This window comes from Streptomyces sp. NPDC057486 (assembly GCF_042802415.1).
Classification (GTDB): Bacteria; Actinomycetota; Actinomycetes; order Streptomycetales; family Streptomycetaceae; genus Streptomyces; species Streptomyces yanii.
In genome coordinates this window covers 12,436-29,232 of the sequence record NZ_JBHVEE010000125.1, presented here as the reverse complement: position 1 = coordinate 29,232, position 16,797 = coordinate 12,436, and the positions used below count along the sequence as shown (strand labels likewise).

General features: G+C 66.8%; 11 protein-coding genes and 4 pseudogenes. 8 read left to right on the top strand and 7 right to left on the bottom strand.

Annotated elements, in window-relative coordinates; all coding sequences use genetic code 11:
- Positions 1-108 precede the first annotated feature (108 nt).
- A complete protein-coding gene (locus tag ACFU6I_RS37850) occupies positions 109-1,239 on the top strand; it encodes an MFS transporter (RefSeq protein ID WP_384375705.1) in 1,131 nt (376 codons plus the stop codon).
- A gap of 97 nt (positions 1,240-1,336) precedes the next feature.
- A pseudogene (locus ACFU6I_RS37845) lies at positions 1,337-1,399 on the top strand (hypothetical protein); the annotation flags it as partial.
- On the opposite strand, the gene ACFU6I_RS37840 reads toward ACFU6I_RS37845, so the two are convergent.
- The 3 genes from ACFU6I_RS37840 to ACFU6I_RS37830 form a co-directional block, all read right to left on the bottom strand.
- Positions 1,384-2,862, bottom strand: a complete 1,479-nt coding sequence (locus tag ACFU6I_RS37840) for an FUSC family protein (RefSeq protein WP_384375702.1) — start codon at positions 2,860-2,862, stop codon at positions 1,384-1,386. The pseudogene ACFU6I_RS37845 and the gene ACFU6I_RS37840 sit on opposite strands and share 16 nt — an antisense overlap.
- Before the next feature lie 410 nt (positions 2,863-3,272).
- Complete coding sequence (locus tag ACFU6I_RS37835; protein WP_384375699.1) at positions 3,273-4,106, bottom strand: NAD(P)-binding domain-containing protein; 834 nt, start codon at positions 4,104-4,106, stop codon at positions 3,273-3,275.
- Between the two features lie 105 nt (positions 4,107-4,211).
- Positions 4,212-4,631 (bottom strand): carboxymuconolactone decarboxylase family protein, encoded by a 420-nt coding sequence (locus ACFU6I_RS37830; RefSeq protein WP_384375695.1) that lies wholly within the window; start codon positions 4,629-4,631, stop codon positions 4,212-4,214.
- A 127-nt stretch (positions 4,632-4,758) separates the two neighbouring features.
- Between ACFU6I_RS37830 and ACFU6I_RS37825 the strand changes: the two genes are divergently transcribed.
- Complete coding sequence (locus ACFU6I_RS37825; RefSeq protein WP_384375692.1) at positions 4,759-5,397, top strand: TetR/AcrR family transcriptional regulator; 639 nt, start codon at positions 4,759-4,761, stop codon at positions 5,395-5,397.
- Between the two features lie 60 nt (positions 5,398-5,457).
- Here the strand turns inward: ACFU6I_RS37825 and ACFU6I_RS37820 are convergent, their stop codons facing one another.
- On the bottom strand, positions 5,458-6,105 hold the full coding sequence (locus ACFU6I_RS37820) for a hypothetical protein (protein WP_384375689.1): 648 nt from the start codon (positions 6,103-6,105) through the stop codon (positions 5,458-5,460).
- 218 nt (positions 6,106-6,323) lie between these two features.
- On the opposite strand from ACFU6I_RS37820, the pseudogene ACFU6I_RS37815 reads away from it, so the two are divergent.
- Positions 6,324-6,590: pseudogene (locus ACFU6I_RS37815) on the top strand (M43 family zinc metalloprotease); the annotation flags it as partial.
- Between the two features lie 159 nt (positions 6,591-6,749).
- Here the strand turns inward: ACFU6I_RS37815 and ACFU6I_RS37810 are convergent.
- Positions 6,750-6,863: pseudogene (locus ACFU6I_RS37810) on the bottom strand (transposase); the annotation flags it as partial.
- Positions 6,864-7,168: 305 nt separating this feature from the next.
- Between ACFU6I_RS37810 and ACFU6I_RS37805 the strand changes: the two are divergent.
- The 3 genes and pseudogenes from ACFU6I_RS37805 to ACFU6I_RS37795 form a co-directional block, all read left to right on the top strand.
- On the top strand, positions 7,169-10,600 hold the full coding sequence (locus ACFU6I_RS37805; protein ID WP_384375686.1) for a tetratricopeptide repeat protein: 3,432 nt from the start codon (positions 7,169-7,171) through the stop codon (positions 10,598-10,600).
- 104 nt (positions 10,601-10,704) lie between these two features.
- Positions 10,705-11,841, top strand: coding sequence for a DUF2235 domain-containing protein (locus ACFU6I_RS37800; RefSeq protein WP_384375683.1), 1,137 nt, complete (start codon positions 10,705-10,707; stop codon positions 11,839-11,841).
- A 979-nt stretch (positions 11,842-12,820) separates the two neighbouring features.
- Positions 12,821-12,997, top strand: a pseudogene (locus ACFU6I_RS37795) (IS5/IS1182 family transposase); the annotation flags it as partial.
- Here the strand turns inward: ACFU6I_RS37795 and ACFU6I_RS37790 are convergent.
- Positions 12,990-13,661, bottom strand: coding sequence for an NADPH-dependent F420 reductase (locus tag ACFU6I_RS37790; RefSeq protein ID WP_384375680.1), 672 nt, complete (start codon positions 13,659-13,661; stop codon positions 12,990-12,992). The pseudogene ACFU6I_RS37795 and the gene ACFU6I_RS37790 overlap by 8 nt on opposite strands.
- A 1,030-nt stretch (positions 13,662-14,691) precedes the next feature.
- The gene (locus ACFU6I_RS37785; RefSeq protein ID WP_384375677.1) at positions 14,692-14,976 is read right to left on the bottom strand and encodes a hypothetical protein; all 285 of its coding nucleotides are present in this window, start codon (positions 14,974-14,976) and stop codon (positions 14,692-14,694) included.
- A 591-nt stretch (positions 14,977-15,567) separates the two neighbouring features.
- Here ACFU6I_RS37785 and ACFU6I_RS37780 point away from each other — a divergent pair.
- Positions 15,568-16,734 (top strand): FAD-dependent monooxygenase, encoded by a 1,167-nt coding sequence (locus ACFU6I_RS37780; RefSeq protein ID WP_384375674.1) that lies wholly within the window; start codon positions 15,568-15,570, stop codon positions 16,732-16,734.
- Positions 16,735-16,797 lie beyond the last annotated feature (63 nt).

Here is a 16,797-nt window from a genome sequence, read left to right as displayed (position 1 = left end):
TTTACCCCCGGTCGCGCCAGGGGGCTGCTGCCCGTGACCTAGCTCGCCCCCCGCGGGGCCGCGCCCCGGGCTGGGGCCCGCCCGCGCCCCCGCGCCGTACTCCCGGCCCTGTGCATCACACAGATCACCAGCTGGGGCATCGTCTACTACGCCTTTCCCGTGCTCAACCCAGCCATCACCGCCGACACCGGCTGGTCCACCGGGGCCACGACGGCCGCGTTCTCCGCCGCCCTGCTCATCTCCGCATTTGCCGGGATCCGGGTCGGCCGGATCATCGACCGCCGGGGCCCGCGCACCGTCATGACCGCAGGATCCACCCTCGCCGTGGCGAGCCTTCTCATCGTGGCCGCCGCTCCCAACCTGCCGGTGTTCTTCTCCGGTTGGCTCCTGGCCGGGTTCGCAATGGCGGCCACCTTTTACCAGCCCGCCTTCGCCGCCCTGACCCGCTGGTGGGCACCCGACCACGTCCAGGCCCTTACCATCGTCACCCTGGCCGGCGGGCTCGCCTCCACAGTTTTCGCGCCGCTGACCGCCGCACTCGCCGATCACCTGTCGTGGCGTACGACCTACGTCGTTCTCGCCCTGGTCCTTGCCGCCGTGACGATTCCCGCGCATGCCCTGGCGCTCAAAGCTCCATGGCCGAAGGCACCGTCGACCACTGCCCCCAGCGGCTCCGCTGCCACGGTCTCCCGTAGCCGACCGTTCTGGATGCTGGCCATCGCCCTGACCCTCTCGGCATTCACCGTCTACGCCGTCGTCGTCGCCCTGGTCCCGCTCATGATCGAACGCGGCTGCACCACCAGCCAAGCCGCCTGGGCCCTCGGACTGGGCGGCGCCGGACAGACCCTCGGCCGCACCCTCTACGCGACCCTTGCCCGCCGCACCGGAGCGACCGCGCGCACCACCGCACTCATCGCCCTCGGCGGCGTCACCACCGCCGCACTTGCCCTCGTCCCTGGCCCGTACCCGCTACTGACCGCCCTGTCCGTCGCGGCCGGGATGGTCCGTGGCAACCTCACCCTGCTGCAAGCCACCGCTATCACCGACCGCTGGGGAACCACCCACTACGGCCGCCTGTCGGGACTTCTTGCTGCACCTGTGACCACTGCCTCCGCACTCGCCCCGTTTTTGGGCGCCGCCGTGGCCGGGCCGCTCGGCGGATACCCCCACTTGTTCCTCGCGCTTGCGATCACTTCCGCAGTTGCCTGCCTGGTCGCACTCAAAGCAACGCCCACCTGACGGGATCCGACCCTGCCCGATTCGATATACGGAGCGTCTTGCCGAGGCCGGCGCCTCCGCATCGGTCGGATCCGTCGCGGACAGCCATGACAACGCGATGGTCGAGGCCCTGAACAGCACCTTCAAGGCCGAACTGATCGAGTATCAGAGCCCGCGGCGGGACTTCGAGGAGGTCGAACGGGCAGTCTTCCAGTGGGTCGCGTGGTACAACGGTGAACGATGTGCAGAGGTGTGCGCGCCGACGTCATCCGGGCCGGACGGAACAGGAAGGCGGGTGCGCTGCCTTGGGAGGCGGTCCAGGAGGGAGCGGATCTCCTCACGGTGTGCGGTGGTGTCCAGCTGATCGGGCTCTGCGTGCCAGCCGGCCGCGAGCGCGGCGTGCGCCTGACGCTGGACTGCCTGACCCGCGTCTTGGCAGTGTGTCAGTTTTCGGTCATCGGCGCTGAGTCGGGGCAGCAGGCTGGCACAGGCGAGCAGCTCGAAGCGCAGATCGCGGCAGGCCTTCCAGCCGTCTTCGGTGAAGGATCGGCCGGCGGCGGCGTGATCCAGTACCACGGTCGTTGCTCGCAGCGTGCGGGTGAGCTGCTGCTTCGCTGTCCGGTGCGGCATGCGGCGGCCCGTGCACACCAGCACGACCAGAGCTGCAGCCACTCCGATCAGGGTGGCGAGGACGCGTTGCTCCACCAGGTGAGGCGTGGCGTCCACCGAGGTGATGGCGACGTTGGCCTGAAGGGTCATCATCGTGATGAACGTTGCGGCGAGCGCGTAATTGCGGGGGAGGAACAGGTTCATCCCCCAGACGGAAGCGATGATGACGGCGATTTGGACGGCCGCCGGCGGCTGAAGCGGTTCTATGGCGCTGACCACCAGCACGCCCATCAGTGTGCCGGTCAGTCGGTGGGCTGCTCGCAGGACGGTGGAGCTTCGGTCCAGGTCGCCGTGGAGCACGATCGTCGCCGACAGCACCGCCCAGTACGCGTGTCCGACGTTCAGGGCGAAGGCAAGCGATCCGGCCGCCAGGCCCGCGCTCGCGCAGCGAAGTCCGACCAGTACGGGCAGCCGCACGGGATCCCGACCGAAAGTGCGGCGCAGCAGATAGCGCGCGGAAGGCTGACCGAGCGGGCCGGGGTACGGGGCGTTTCCCACATGTGCCGCGGCACCGGGGTAGTCCTGCGCGAGCGCGCCGGTACCCAGCAGACCATCCAGTGTGTGCAGCTCTTGGCCGAGTTGCTGACGGATGCGGCTGAGACGGGCACGCTGTGGGCGCGCGGAACTGAGCACAGACGCGGCGTGGTCGACGGCGGCGGTGGCAGTGTGCCGCAGTTGGCGGATCAGCTGTTCGTGGTGCCAGGGAGACTCGCCCTTCTCGGCCGCCGCGTGAAGGAAGGCATGGACGGCCGCTCGGGCGGCGGTGACGGCCTTGTGTTCCGCGTGGTGACCGCGGACCAGCAGGTCGCTGAGGCTGAGGGCGGCGGTGAGCACAGTGGACACTGCCGTCACCGCCACGATCGGCCAACCGGTGTCGGTGCTGCCGCCGAGATACGTCCCCACAGCACAGGCATAGAACAGGTGAATGGGTCCCGGCCCCGGTCCCACGCAGAAGATGTGGTAGCAGACGGCCATCAGGAAGATGATGAGTGCCTCAGTGCTGATGGCAAGCCACGGAATGGGGCCGACCCATACACCCAGAGCCATGGAGGCGGGAAATATCGGGGCCACCGTCGCAAACCTGCGCAGCCGAGAGCGCAGCGATTGGTTGGTGTTCCACAGCGAGATGAGTGAGCCGAACAGCGCCATGGCGCCGGAGTGTGTGCCCGCGAACACCGTGATGAGGAGGAGGGACGCGGCCATGGGGGCGGTGGTCAGGGTTCCTTGCAGCCACGCGCCGGGCACGGGGGCTAGGTGAAAGAACCGGCGGACGTGCAGGACGATCCGGCACCGCCATACCCTGGAGATATCACAGGAGGCGAGCGGCATACCCAGACTTTCCGAACCGTGTGAAGTCTCTGGCTGCCATGCGGGAGGATTGCATCTCAGGCCTCGGAATCCAGCAGTCCACGTGCTTGAAGGATCTCCTGTTCGACATCTCCGCTGAGATCCGTGGCCGGGAGCGAGCCGACCTCGCCGCGGAGCAGTCCCACATCCTTGAGGAGCAGGTCGTACTGCACCTCGCTGAAGTTGTCGCTCATCCAGCTCTGTCCGGATGACACGCGAATCACTTCAAGGAACTCCTTGGCAGATACCCCGATCTGTTGCGCCAGATTGAGCATGTGTGCGGTGGAGAGCAGGTTGTATGTGCCCAGGGTGTTGTTGAGGAGTTTCACCGTGGCTGCGTCGCCGTAGTTGCGCATGCGGAAGACGCGGCCGGAGATGTCGGCCAGCAGTCTTTCCTCTGCGTCGGTGGGGGCGGGGCCGCTGAGGAAGGTGGTCAGCGTGCCGTGGCGGGCGCCGTGAGGACCACCCGACACCGGTGCTTCGAACACTCGCCAGGATTCGGGCGCGGACGGAAGGATCTTGCGGGCGTCTTCCGCGGCGAGGGTGCTGACCACGAAGACGGTCAATGGCCTTTCGGTGCAGCATTCTTGAAGTGACTGGAACACCGAGCTGACCTGGTCTGCCGTGCGAACCGCGACGATGACGCTGTCCACGGCTGACCAGTCGACCCTCGAGAGGTCGGAGCTGGCCGGCGCATTCGTAGCCGCCGCCCACTTGTGGACGCGGGCTTGGGCGAGGTCGAAGCCGAAAACCTTCCGGTTCAGCTCGGCGAGTCGTTCGCCGATGTTTCCGCCGATGGGGCCGAGGCCGAATATCAGATGCACGCTGTTCTCCCGGATTGTCGGGGGGCAAGGCCCGCCGGCGCTGTTCACGGCGGGCCACCGTCTCTACTTTCAGACGCTAGGCACGTCCCTCGACGGGTGCCACTTGGCCGGAAAGGCGGTATGGACCGGGCATCGTCGGGGTGTGTCGCGCAATCACCCGGCCTGGGGCTCCTGGGCATGGTCGGCGTCCCGCTCGGCGAAGACCTTCTTGACGATGGAGAGGGCGTTCAGGACGCGCGGGAATCCGGTGTAGGGGAGCAGGTGGATGATCGCCGCTGTGATCTGCTCCTTTGTCAGGCCCACTGTGAGGCCGGTGTTGATGTGGAGTTCGATCTGAGGTTCGGTGCCGAGGGTGACCAGGGAGGAGATGGTCACCAAGGCCTGTTCCTTCTTCGACAGGCCGGGGCGGGCGTAGATGTCACCGAAGGCGAACTCGACCATGTACCGGGGGACATCGGGTGCAATGTCCTTCAGATCGTCCGCGAGCTTCAGGTGGGAGGCGGCGCCGGAGTTGCCCTTCGGGGTGTACTCCATCATCTTGTCGAGTCCGTGCTGGTAACGATCAGTAGTCATGTGAAAGCTCTCCTTGCTGCATGTTGGGTTGGGGCTGGCCTTACCCCATCCTGAAACGCTACGCTACGTTTCGTATCTATTCGATGGTAGCGCGCGAGTGCGACGTACTGAAAGGAAGGTCCAGGCGGTGCAGCCCAACGGGACAGAAAATGGCGGAAAATCCCAGGTCAAAGGGCATGCGACGCAGGGGCGGCGGGCCCGGACCGAGAAGTTGGTCCTGGACGCCACGCGGGAGTTGCTGGCAGAGCGCGGAGTTCGTGGCCTGACGGTCGAAGGCGTGGCCGAACGAGCGGGAGTGGCGAAGACGACGATCTACCGCCGCTACCGCTCGAAGACCGACCTCGCTCTGGCCGTCCTGCTAGACATGGTCGACGACGTCGGTACGCAGCCGGATGTCGGGGACACGCACGCCGAACTGGCAGCGGTGGTCGACCGGACCCTGGAGCTCCTTCGCTCCACTCTGATGGGCCGTGTCATGCAGGGCCTGGTCTCGGAGGTCGCGGCCGACCCCGAACTCGCACGCGCCTACCGGGAACGTGTGGTCAATCGCCGGCTGGCGGACGTGCGGCGCCTCGTCGAACGAGGGATAGCCAGCGGAGAGATGCGACCGGACCTCAACCCCGAGATGGTGACCGACCTCCTTCTGGGCCCCATCTACTACCGGCTCTTCCTGAGCGGCTCGCCGTTGGACGACGACTTCGGAAAGCAACTCGTCACGGCTCTGCGTGCGCACTGCTACATGGAAGGGGGGAGGGGCTCGGAGTGACCACGGGCGGGAGGGCAGATCGCTCATCCCGGCCTCGCCCTGCGTGCGGTAGCGGTCGGATCATTGTTGGGCGGTGGTGGGCGAGACCCGGAAACCTTCGGCAGCCCGGCGGACACTCCAGCCGTCCTCGACTGCACAGACGGTCCCGGCTACGCCATCCCCGACAGCGACGGCCACGCCGCGACCTCTCGCATGCGCCCGTTCTCCGGCGTCAGCGCCTCCCGCGACCGCCACGAAGAGCGGCTGCACGCCCATCCTCACGTCGCCGCCGACGCGCTGCGCCTGGAGTATGTCTCCATGGCGCTCGACGAGCAGATGCCCCTCTACGGGCCTGCGGGATCGCTTTACGGCCGCCTCACCGAGAACGGCCGCAACCGCGCAGTCGACTACAGCCGTTGGCATGGAGCGATGGAGGTTCACCGCAGGCTCCTCGACAGGAATCTCGAGTACGCCGGGAACCGCGCGCTGATCGAGAACACCGCGTTCGCCTACGAACGAAGGGAGCGGATAACGGCCAGGCAGGGCGTGATCGACATTCCCGTCGTCGAGCACGTCGTGCACAACACACCCGAGCAGAACATCAGCGAAGGACAGATCAATAGCCAGATCGACGTCCTCAACCAGGACTTCCGCCGTCAGAACCCGGACGTCAGCAAGGTGCCCGGGGTATGGCAGGGGATCGTTGCAGATGCGCGCATTGAGTTCCATCTCGCCAGGACCGATGCACTCGGGCGCCTCACGGACGGCATCACCCGCTCCCAGACCTCGAACGCGGACTTCGATACGGATGACATGGTCAAGTTCACGCTGAGCGGGGGCATGGACGTCTGGCCTGCGGACACCTACTCAACATCTGGGTCTGCCAGTTGCGCCGCGGACTGCTCGGCTACGCCCAGTTCCCGGCCGGCGCCGCGTCCACAGACGGTGTGGTCATCACCCATACCGGCTTCGGCACCAACGGCACCGCCACCGCGCCGTTCGACGGAGGCCGCTCGACCACGCACGAGATCGGGCACTGGCTCAACCTGCGGCACATCTGGGGCGACGACGACGAGGGGTGCAGCGGCAGCGACTTCGTGGCAGACACACGCAACCAGGCCGGACCCAATCTCGGAGCTCCCAGCTTCCCCCATGTGACGTGTGACAACGCACCGGACGGCGACATGTACATGAACTACATGGACTACACGGACGACGCGGCCATGTTCATGTTCACGGAGGGCCAGGTGGCACGCATGGACGCCGCCCTCGACAACGCCCGCCTGTCTCGCGCGCCAGGCCGTTCCGGTGTGACAACTCCGGGTCCTCTGGCCAAGTTCTGGGAGGCGGCCTGCAAGTACCGGCCGGAGAAAGAGCACGGGGGTGACCAGCCGCAGGAGCGCGTCGTCGTTCGGGAAGACCTGGACGATGTCGGTCCGACGTATGATCGCGCGGTTGATCCGCTCCAGCGGGTTGGTGGACTGGATCAGGGGGGAAGGTCCTTACGCCAAGATCCCTGCTACACCATTCCACGGGACGCCATCCAGGATTGAAAACCATCCAGGGGGAAGGCTTCTGCCGCGCCATACCCCCAGCCGGAATTGCGCTCCGGATGCTCCGCGCGCACGCTGGAACGAGGAGGGGCGTTGGCGGAGATTGAGCGCCAGGAGAGGGGCGCGCGGTCATGCCCTCACTCAGGCATCTTGGCAGGGAGTCTTTCCGCATCGCGGTTTCGGGGCCACTCGTGCGTGCGCGTCGACCTCGGCGGATCGTTCTGCTTTGGTGGCGGGCGTTGCGCAGTGTCAACAAATTCCTGCTCGTGACGACTGCCGCGCTCGTGATGCTGCTCGTCGCGCTGACGGCGGCAGGGGGTGATCCTTTCCGGAAGGTGTCTCCTGCCGGCTGGGCCAGTATCGCGCTCGCGGTGGTCCTGCTGGCAGCTGCCTTGTGCCACTCCCGGCCGGTTCGGATCCTGCCTTTCAAGAACCTGGCCAGCGGAGACGACACAGGGCGCGCGGCCGCTGTCGCCATGGGCTTCGCCGAACTCCTGCACAGCGAGATCCGACGGATCCTGGACCTGGTCCGCCAGGAACCGTTCATGACGCCTGCTGACGTGCTCAACCCGGCCGGGAGGCGGGGCGACATGGTTCGACGGTCGTCCGCCCGGGTGCCGTTCAAGACCGGCGTGGCGGCCACCGGACTGCCGGGAGATATCAAGCCGACGGAAGTCGGAACGGTCACTCTGGGCCCGCTAAAACTTCAGGTCGGCACCTTGCTCACCTGGCTGGAGCGGCTCTTCGGAACGACGCTCCAGGGATCGCTGATGGAGGCGGACGGGGTGCTGCGGGTCGTTGCATCTCAGTCCGGGCTGCGCGGCGGCCCAACTTGGTCGGCACAGGTAAGGATCGACGGCGATGCCCGCAGGGCCGATGAGCGCCTCGCCAGGGAGCTGGCGCACCGCATCGAACTTGAGCGGCCCGGGGCAACGGAGTCAGGTGCCGACGTCGACAGCTTCCAACGGCTGGTGGACGGCCTGGATTGCTATCAGCGCTTCCAGCAGGAAGGCGTACTGCAGTACCTCGACGAGGCGGAGGACCACTTCCGCGCGGCCCTTGCCCACAGTCCAGGTTACGCCGCTGCCTACCACAACCTCGGTCTGGTCTACCGCGAGCAGCGGCGCGTCCGTACGGATATCGATCTCGGAGTGTCGGAGGCGGTGGGGTGCGGACCGGTGCTCATGTGGCACAAGGCGATCGCCCTCGACCCGACGTTGGCTCCCGCCCGTGTCCAGTTGGTCAGGGCGTTCCTTGAGGAGGCTGACCATCCGGATGTCAATGCTGACAAGCGGGCCGAGCTCCTGGAGCAGGCGATCCAGTCAGCTGACAGCGCGCGCAAGCAAACTTCCGGCACACATCCCATGGAAGGCACTCTCGCCAGGTACTGGCTCGGGGCCGCACTGCTGAAGCAGGGTGGTCACCAGCGGCCGCAGACGAAGCGCGGGCGGTCGGACCGCATGGTGCGCAAGGCGCTTCGTCGCTTCCGCCGTACGGAACAGGATCTGATCGACGAGCGGGCCCGAAGGCTGGTGGTCGACGGGGACACGACTGCGGTACGGCCGCTGACCGGGCGGATTGCCCAAGTCCTCGGTCTGGAGTCCGAGTGTTGGTTCCAGCTCGCGGGCAGTGCGGGCGGCCTGGTTCGGTGGCGTCGCGTCATCATGGCCAAGTGGCGCATCCGTATGGCGATCCGCTGGGCCCCTGAGCTGCCCGAGCTACACGTGCTCCGGGGCCGCATTCTCTTGAAGTACGGCCATAAGGACCGTGCGCGGCTGGCGTATCTGGAGGCCTTGCAGCGGGACCCCCAGAATCATCACGTCACGGTCAAGGACGTCGGTGGTCTCACCGCCATGACAGGGACTGGTGAGGCGAGGGAACTGGCCACCGATCTGTTCATCCTGGCGGCCCACCAGCATCCCGACGACGCCGTGGCCTGGCTGCTGCTCGCGTTGGTCTCACCCGATGAGCGTGCCGCCCGGTCGCTCGCGGGCAAGGCGCTGGCCCTGGAGCCCGGCGCGGAGGACGTGCGTCGGACTGTCGACGAGCAGTGGCCACCACGTGATGGCACCGCCCTTGGCGCCCTCGGCTGGGAAGATCACTTCAGTCTGCGTTGGGCGCAAGCGTGGAACGATGCCCTCGAGGCACGGCAAACTTTCAACGAGCCAAGTCTGCGTGAGGCGCTGAAGAGCATTGACGAGCTACGCGGCGAACATGGCGGGAATCGGCCCGAAGTCTCCTTCATCGCCCGGGAGGTCGGGCTGCTGCACGCATCGCTGGCGTCGATGATCCGTCCCTCCGGTGAAGAGCGCGTGCACTGGAAAACAGCAGTCAGCCGCCTTACGGAGGCCGTCAGACAAGAGCCGCCCTCGGGGGTGGAGATGCCCCCGCTGTGGTTCGTGGAACTCGCCGATGCACACGCCGCCCTTGCGGACTCCCAGTCCGCCGCAGGGCTCGGGGACGAATCCTCGGACAACTACGAACAGGCCGTCAGAAACTACACCGCGGCCATCAGTAGGTCACCCAAGACCGTCCGCCCCCGGTACCGCACGGGACGTCGGGGCCGGGAGCGGTTGACGGAGCTGTCCGCCGAACAGCAGGACTTGCCCACGCGTGCGCGTGCGACGGCAGGGCGGGCGGCGGTGTACGCGAGTCAGGGCCGCGTTGGCGATGCCGTACGTGACTGCCGCGACGCCCTGAAACTGGCCCCGCTCTACGCCTATCCGCGTTTCACGCTGGCCCGGCTGTACCGGGAGCAGCGGGCGCAGTACGACCTGGCGCGGCAGACGCTGCAACGGCTGATTGAGCTCCTGCCGGCCGGAGAGCAACGGGACTTTGCCCGGCTCGAGCTGGCGCGTACCTACCGCAAGCAGGCTGAGACGTCGCCGGACGGCGACAGCGAAGAGCTCCTCAACCGGGCACGGGAGGAGTTGGTCAACGCCACACGTGAAGCCTCGCTGGACGAGGACCTGGAGGCGTGGATGCATGAGGAACTGGCCACCGTGCTGGATCTGCTGGGCCGTCCAGACGAGGCCATCGTTGCTCTGCGCACCATCGGTGGCAGGGCCCAGCAGCCGCACGCCGCGCAGCAGCACGAGCGAATCGCGCACCTGATGACCGGTAAAGAGCAACCGTGGGAGGTGGAACGTGAGCTGATCGAGGCTCAGGAGGCCTGCTCGGCCCGACTGGAAATGTCTCGCGGCGCAGACGAGGAGCATGTGCTGCGTGCCAGGCTGGTCACTCTGACAGCGCGCGTCGCAATGTTCTATGCCGAGCAGGGCATCAAGCTCGGAAAGGCGCACCGGATGGCGGAGAATGCTCTGAAGAGCGCGTCGCTCCGGGACCCTGGTCGGCTTGCGATATGCGAAGACGCCCGCGGGTGGGTCGCCTACCGGGAGGGTCAGCTCGGCGAGGCCATCGGTCTGTTGGAGAGGGCCGTGGAGCATTCCGCGGGTGACGCTCAAGAAAGGGTGCATCTCGCTTGCGCATTGGAAGCGCGGTCTCGCCGTCTCCGGCACCGGCGCCGAGACGTCGACAGGGCCCGCGACCACTGGCAGCAGGTCCTTGACCATTTCCCCCACAGTCCAGCTGCCGAGCAGGCCAGGAACCACCTCGACCTGTTGTCCGAGCGCCTGCACCCGCCGAGGCCGCAGGCCCCCCGCGGCCGGTAAGCCCGCCGCCCACCCCTGCTCGGTGGGATTGGGCAGGGCATCCCAGACTCTCGGGCAGAGGACGAGGGACGGGAGGGGCACTTCAATCGCGAGGAGAGATGATCATGTCCAAGCGTCTGGTCGTCTGCTGCGACGGAACGTGGGACTTCGCCGACCAGCTGAGCAGCACCAACGTCACCAAGGTCGCCCTGTCCGTACGCCCTGGGCCCGCTGCAGGGAAGGACCAGCGGGTCTACTACCACAGTGGCGTCGGCACCCACCGGTGGGAGCGCCTGCCCGGCGGCGCGTTCGGCGTGGGCCTGTCCTGGAACGTCATCGACGCCTACCGCTTCCTCGTGGAGACGTACGAGCCAGACGACGAGTTGTTCCTCTTCGGCTTCAGCCGGGGTGCGTTCACCGTCCGCAGCCTGGCGGGTCTGGTGCGCAACTGCGGCGTCGTACGGCGGGAACACGCCAACCGGATCAAGGAGGCTTGGGCCCTCTACCGCGACCGAATCGAGAAGCCGACCGGCGCGGCCTCCACGTTGTTCCGCGGCTCGTATGCGCACGAGACGGAAATCCACTTCATCGGAGTGTGGGACACCGTCGGTGCCTTGGGAATCCCGGTTCCGGACTCCAAGTGGCTCAAGCCCGTCGTGAACCAGTTCAACCAGCGCTGGGCGTTCCACGACACCGAGCTGAGCAGCTGGGTCAAGGCAGCCTTCCACGCACTGGCCATCGACGAGCAGAGATCGGCGTTCCGGCCGACGCTATGGCACCAGCAGCCCCGCGCCGCCGAGCAGGGCCAGGAACTGAAGCAGGTGTGGTTCGCCGGGTCGCACTGCGATATCGGTGGCGGCTACAAGGAGACGGGGCTGTCTGACATCACCCTGCTGTGGATGGTCGACCAAGCCCGCCGATACGGACTGGAGTTCAACGCCGAGGCGCTCAGCGCGGCCGGGCCCAGTGAGATGAAGTCGGACGAGAGTATCGACTTCCGCGTGCAGCCGGACCCCTTGGGTCAATTGCACCCCTCGCGCACGGGACTCTACCGACTGGCGACGCCGCTGCATCGGTCCCTCGGAGGGGCGGCGGGCAACAAATGTCGGCTCAACGAGTTCCTGGCAGTGTCGGCCAAGGAGCGCTACGACAGGGACACGGAATACCGGCCGCCGGAGCTTGAGCGGTATCTCGGCGATCAGCAGCGGGTCCGACTGGAGCCGGTAATTCTGCCAGGCATCGGCGCGAGGCAGACGGAATAGGACAGAAGGCAGTGGCCGGAAGAGGAAGCGACGAGTACCCGCTGACACCGGCTGCCGTTGCGCCTGGACGTGCTCCTCCTCGCACATCCAGGCCCGCCCCTCGGCTCCTTCCGCCTCGCTCTGGCCTGTGCCAGCCTTCTGCCTCGCGACGTTGCTCGCGGACGGTACGGCTGCTCCAGCTGCGAAGGCGGCGAACGCTGTTCGTTCTGCTGGCTCTGTTCGCGGGCCAGGACTGGAACCCGCCGAGGACTCCGACGGGCGCTGGCGGATCGCGAAGCGCAGCCGCCGTCGTCGCCGCACTGCACGCCGACCAAGACGGCGAGCAGACCGTGCTCGGCGACTCCGCTCTACGGCACCGGCGACCTGCGCACTCGGCCGCACGCCGAGGGCCACACCCTGGTGATCAAGCCGCCGCCCTTGCGGCAGGCCGTCCCCGGTGGCTTCGCCATCGACGACTTCCACATCGATCCGGTCGCCGGCACCGCCCAGTTCAAGTGCCTGTGCGCCGGTTGCCCCCTGCGGGAACGCTGCACCACCTCCAAGACCGGACGCACCCTCAACGTTCACCGTTCCTGGGCAGTGAGCAGGAGTGAGTCCTGCCTCACCGGCACGCCCCGAACGGTCTTGGGCGTGCTGGTCCTCCGCTTTCGCGTCCTGGGCGGCGACGCATATCCCGTATGCGTTCCGTTCCAGGCGGGCGGAATTCCTACGACCTGGCCATGTGGGTGTGGCCGGAGGCGACGGGGAGGCCCCGAACCATCTCGCTGGTGACACGGGGGCCCCGACTGCTGACACCACACCCGGCGTCCCAGATCGCACCGAGAACGTTCCCCGCACCCCGCCAGGCATGCCCGCAGCTCGTCGCGCCGTTCACCCCATCGTGCCCATGTTCGCCAAAACGATGTGTCGGCCCAGCAGTTGTGAACCCCCCCAGCACGAACTGCTCACCGCCTCCCGGACTCAGGCCGCCACCGATACTTCCTGGCAGGACGAGTACCGCCGATGGCGCCCACCGGTCGAACGGGCCATCGCCTGGCTGGTCGTCAAGGGCAACCGCCGGGTTCCGCACCACGGTGTCATCGCCAACAACGTGTGGCTCCACCACCGCGCCGCGGCCCTGAAACTCCGCCGAGTGATCACACTCGGACTCACCCGGACCAGGCCCGGAAGTCCGACTTGCGCTCGGGTGAGGCATCGGCGAGAGCCTTCGTCACGCCGGCGACGTCGGCGCGGAGCCCGTAGACCGGGCTGCCGGGCTGCTGGCGCCAGGAGTCGTCGATCCTGCCGGCGTCGACAGTGTCGAAGCCGAGTTCATCGATCAGGGCGCGGACCCTCGCTTTGGCGGTCTCGTCGTCCGAGGCGACGGGCAGCGCGATCCGCTCGGGGTGCCCGGCCGGCCGCGGCATGGCGAGGATGTCCTGAGCGAGGGTGCCGTTGAACGCCTTGACGACCGGATGGCCGAGGTTCTGCTCGGTCCAGCGGCTCTCGGTCAGGCCGTCTTCCTCGATCGCGGCGATCCGTCCGTCGCGCTCCTTGGGGTAGTAGTTGCCGGTGTCGATGACGGCGAACCCCTCGGCCGCGCCGTCGAAGAGGCCGGAGGGCAGGCCGGGGACCCTCCGGAGCGGGATGGTCACCACGACGATTTCCGCGCCGCGGGCGGCTTCGGCGGCAGTGACCGGGGTGGCACCGGTCTCCTCGGCCAGGGCGGCCAAGGTCTCGGGGCCGCGGGAGTTGGCCACGGATACGTCGTGCCCGAGCTCGGTGAGGCGACGGGTGAGATTGCCGCCGATATTGCCTGCTCCGATGATGCCGATCTTCATGAGCTTTCCTTCGAGAGTGGTTCGGTATCCGGCGTCGGCATCCAGCGTCGGTCAGAGGGGGCTGCTGAGCGCGTCGAACTCGCCGTCGGTGAGGGTGATGAGCGCGGACACCGGTGTGCGCCGAGGGCGCCTGCTGCGCGGGGATTGCGGACGAGATGCCCGGGTGTTCGTCAGAGACGGGACTTGCAACACCCGAAAGTACAGGTCACGGCAGGTACGCAGAGAACTCCGCCGCTTCACGGCTCCGCTCCAAGGGCCCATTCCTCCCCGGCCTGAAGCCCGGAGCATCCTGGGGGAAATCAGGTGAAGCTGAATCAGCCGCGCAGCCGGGACAAGCACTGGGAGGGCTACGAGCTCGCCTCCGACGACACCCACGGTACGCATGGATTCGGCACGGCAACATCTGCCTGATGGCCGTCCCGAAGGACGAGGGCACCGCTCGGCAGTCTGCGGGGAGCCCGGCGGTACCCCGGTGAAGGCGATCTCAGCCAGCCGGTGGCTGGGGTGAGAATTCGGTGCCACTGGAGGATTCGCGTCGAAGTTGCCCTGGGGGTGGATCGGGCAGGGGCGACGGCAAAACACTCACGACGATCGGAGGCGGGTGATTCGAAGGTGTGGGCACCTGAATGAGGAAGGGGAGGAATGCAATTTGGCCTCCCCTGTTCAGGGCCCGCTTCGAAACCCGATAGCACACGATTGCGTCTGGATTGCTGATGTTCGTGTAGCACTTAAGTTCCGACGGTGCAACTTGGGAATTCTGCGGTGAGGCAACGGAGCCACTCGCTGATGTGAGCAATATGCCGGCCTCCAAGCAGAAGTAGGCTGCGGCGGCGAAACTGATGTTTCGCAAGGTTGTCTTCATGTCCATCAGTCCAATGGCGTAGGAGAAGTGGAATGTCCCATAAGCGGCGCAGCTGGGGCTTCAGAGGCCCACGCTCGTTATGACTCGACGAGGACGATTCACGTAGGACTACATGGGCGTTGGCAACTATCGTTTCGTTCGGCCCGGTCCGCTGCTGGCCCGTCTCGTTCAGCTGGGTCTCTGGCGACGACCCCAGTTCGAAGAAACATACTTCGGGTAGCGTCTCTCGTACGGCACAGGCCCCAGATCCTGCAGCGACTTCGCGTACATTTTCTCATGCTTCGGCTGCTCTTCCCGTGTTTTCCATTCGAGCAGCTTCCCGCCGACATCCGCCAGATCGTCGCCGACAAGACCGGCGCCGTGCACCAGGTGGTGACCGTGCGCGGCGGCATGAACTCCGGCATCGCCTCCGTCCTGGAGACGGAGAGCGGCAGCTTCTTCGTAAAGGGGCATCCCGGCCGACCATCCCCAGGTCGGTGCGTAGCGCCGTGAGGCGGCGGTGGCCCCGCACCTGCCGGCGTCCTGCCCGCGTCTGTACTGGCACCTGGAGCTGGACGGATGGAGTCTCCTCGGCTACGAGGGGGTCGACGGCCGTCACGCCGACTACGCGCCCGGCTCGCCGGACCTGCCACTCGTAGCGGCGGCGCTCACCGAGCTTCAGGGCATCTCCGCACCGGCCGGCGTCGAGATCAAACAGGCTGAGGAGCGGTGGGCTCCGTACGCGCCGGAGGGCACCGCGCGGTACTTTGCCGGCGACGTCCTGCTGCATACGGACCTTGCCCCCCCGACAACGTCCTCATCACAGGGGGACGGGCCCGGCTCGTTGACTGGGCGCGGCCGACGCGGGGCGCCGCGTGGATCGACCCGGGCGCTCTGGCGCTGCGCCTCAGGGATGCCGGGCACTCCGTCGAGGAGGCGGTCGCCTTCGCTCGTCGCTTCCCGTCCGGGGAGGACGAGATGCCCTGGCCGCGCCGTGGCCTCGGTCCGCCACAGATGCGACGATCAATGGTGTGGACGCCGCCCGCGGAACAGTGGAGTATCACGATGGGTGAGAGGAACGCTTTCAAAGCACTGATCATCGGTGGATCCGTCGGAGGTTTGGCGGCAGCGCACGAACTGGGATCCGCCGGTGCGGACGTTGCTGTCTACGAACGGTCAGCCGGCCGGACCGAGTCCCGCGGGGCCGGGATCGTCATGCAGCCTGAGGTCGAGATGCTGCTGGAGCGGCTGGGATCGTCCGCGCGATCAGTGAGCGTCCCCCTGCACGAACGCCAGCAACTCCACATCCACGGCAAGGCCGAGCGCTACAAAGCCCCGCAGCTGATGACTTCCTGGGACACCCTCTACCGCGCGCTTCGCGATCCGCTCACCGAGGTGTGCTACCGCCTGGACAGCTCGCTCGCCCGTGTGCAGGTGGAAGGCCATGACGTCACGGCTGAGTTCTCCGACGGGTATACCGTGCGTGGCAACTTCCTCGTCGGTGCCGACGGAATCGGATCGGCCACGCGAAGACTTGTCGACCCCGCTGCTCGTCCCGCGTACGCGGGCTACGTGGCCTGGCGTGGACTGGAGTCCGAATCCCGGGTGCCGGACGACTTGTTGGAGCTTCTTTCGGGCCGGTTCACATTCTTCGGTTCGCGTGGCATGCAGATGCTTTGCTATCTGGTTCCAGGGCCCAACGGCGAGCTGGAGGAAGGGGTGCGGCGGGTTAATTGGGTGTGGTATATGAATGTTGCCGAGTGTAATCTTTCGAGGCTCATGACGGGGCGCTCCGGAAAGCAGTTCGCGCATTTCCTGCCGTCAGGGGAACTGATGCCTGGGACGGTTGAGGAGGTCGGTACCCAGGCAGATTCCTCCCTGCCGCCACAGTTCGCCAGACTTGTTCGGCTGTCGGAGGTCTTCATGCAACCGGTATTCGACCTCCCTCCCTACCGCATGGTGGCCGATCATGCGGCCTTGATAGGGGATGCTGCGGGAACGGTCCGGCCGCACACTGCTTCAGGAACATCCAAAGCGTTCGGTGACGCTGCCGGCCTCGCGGCAGCGATGAACGGGTGGACGCCCTCGAAGGCGCTTCCCGCCCGGGGCCTCGAAGAATGGGAGGTCCGGCGGCTGGCGCACTTGGCCAGGCTGTCGGAGATCGGAATCGAGTTGGCGGTGAAATCCTCGCTCGGAGTGGCGAACGGCCGTCAGTTCTTCGACTCGGAATGAGTCCCGAGGCCGGGCAGGAGCACGCTGTGAGGATAAGGACCAGTACGGCGCATGCGGCGAATG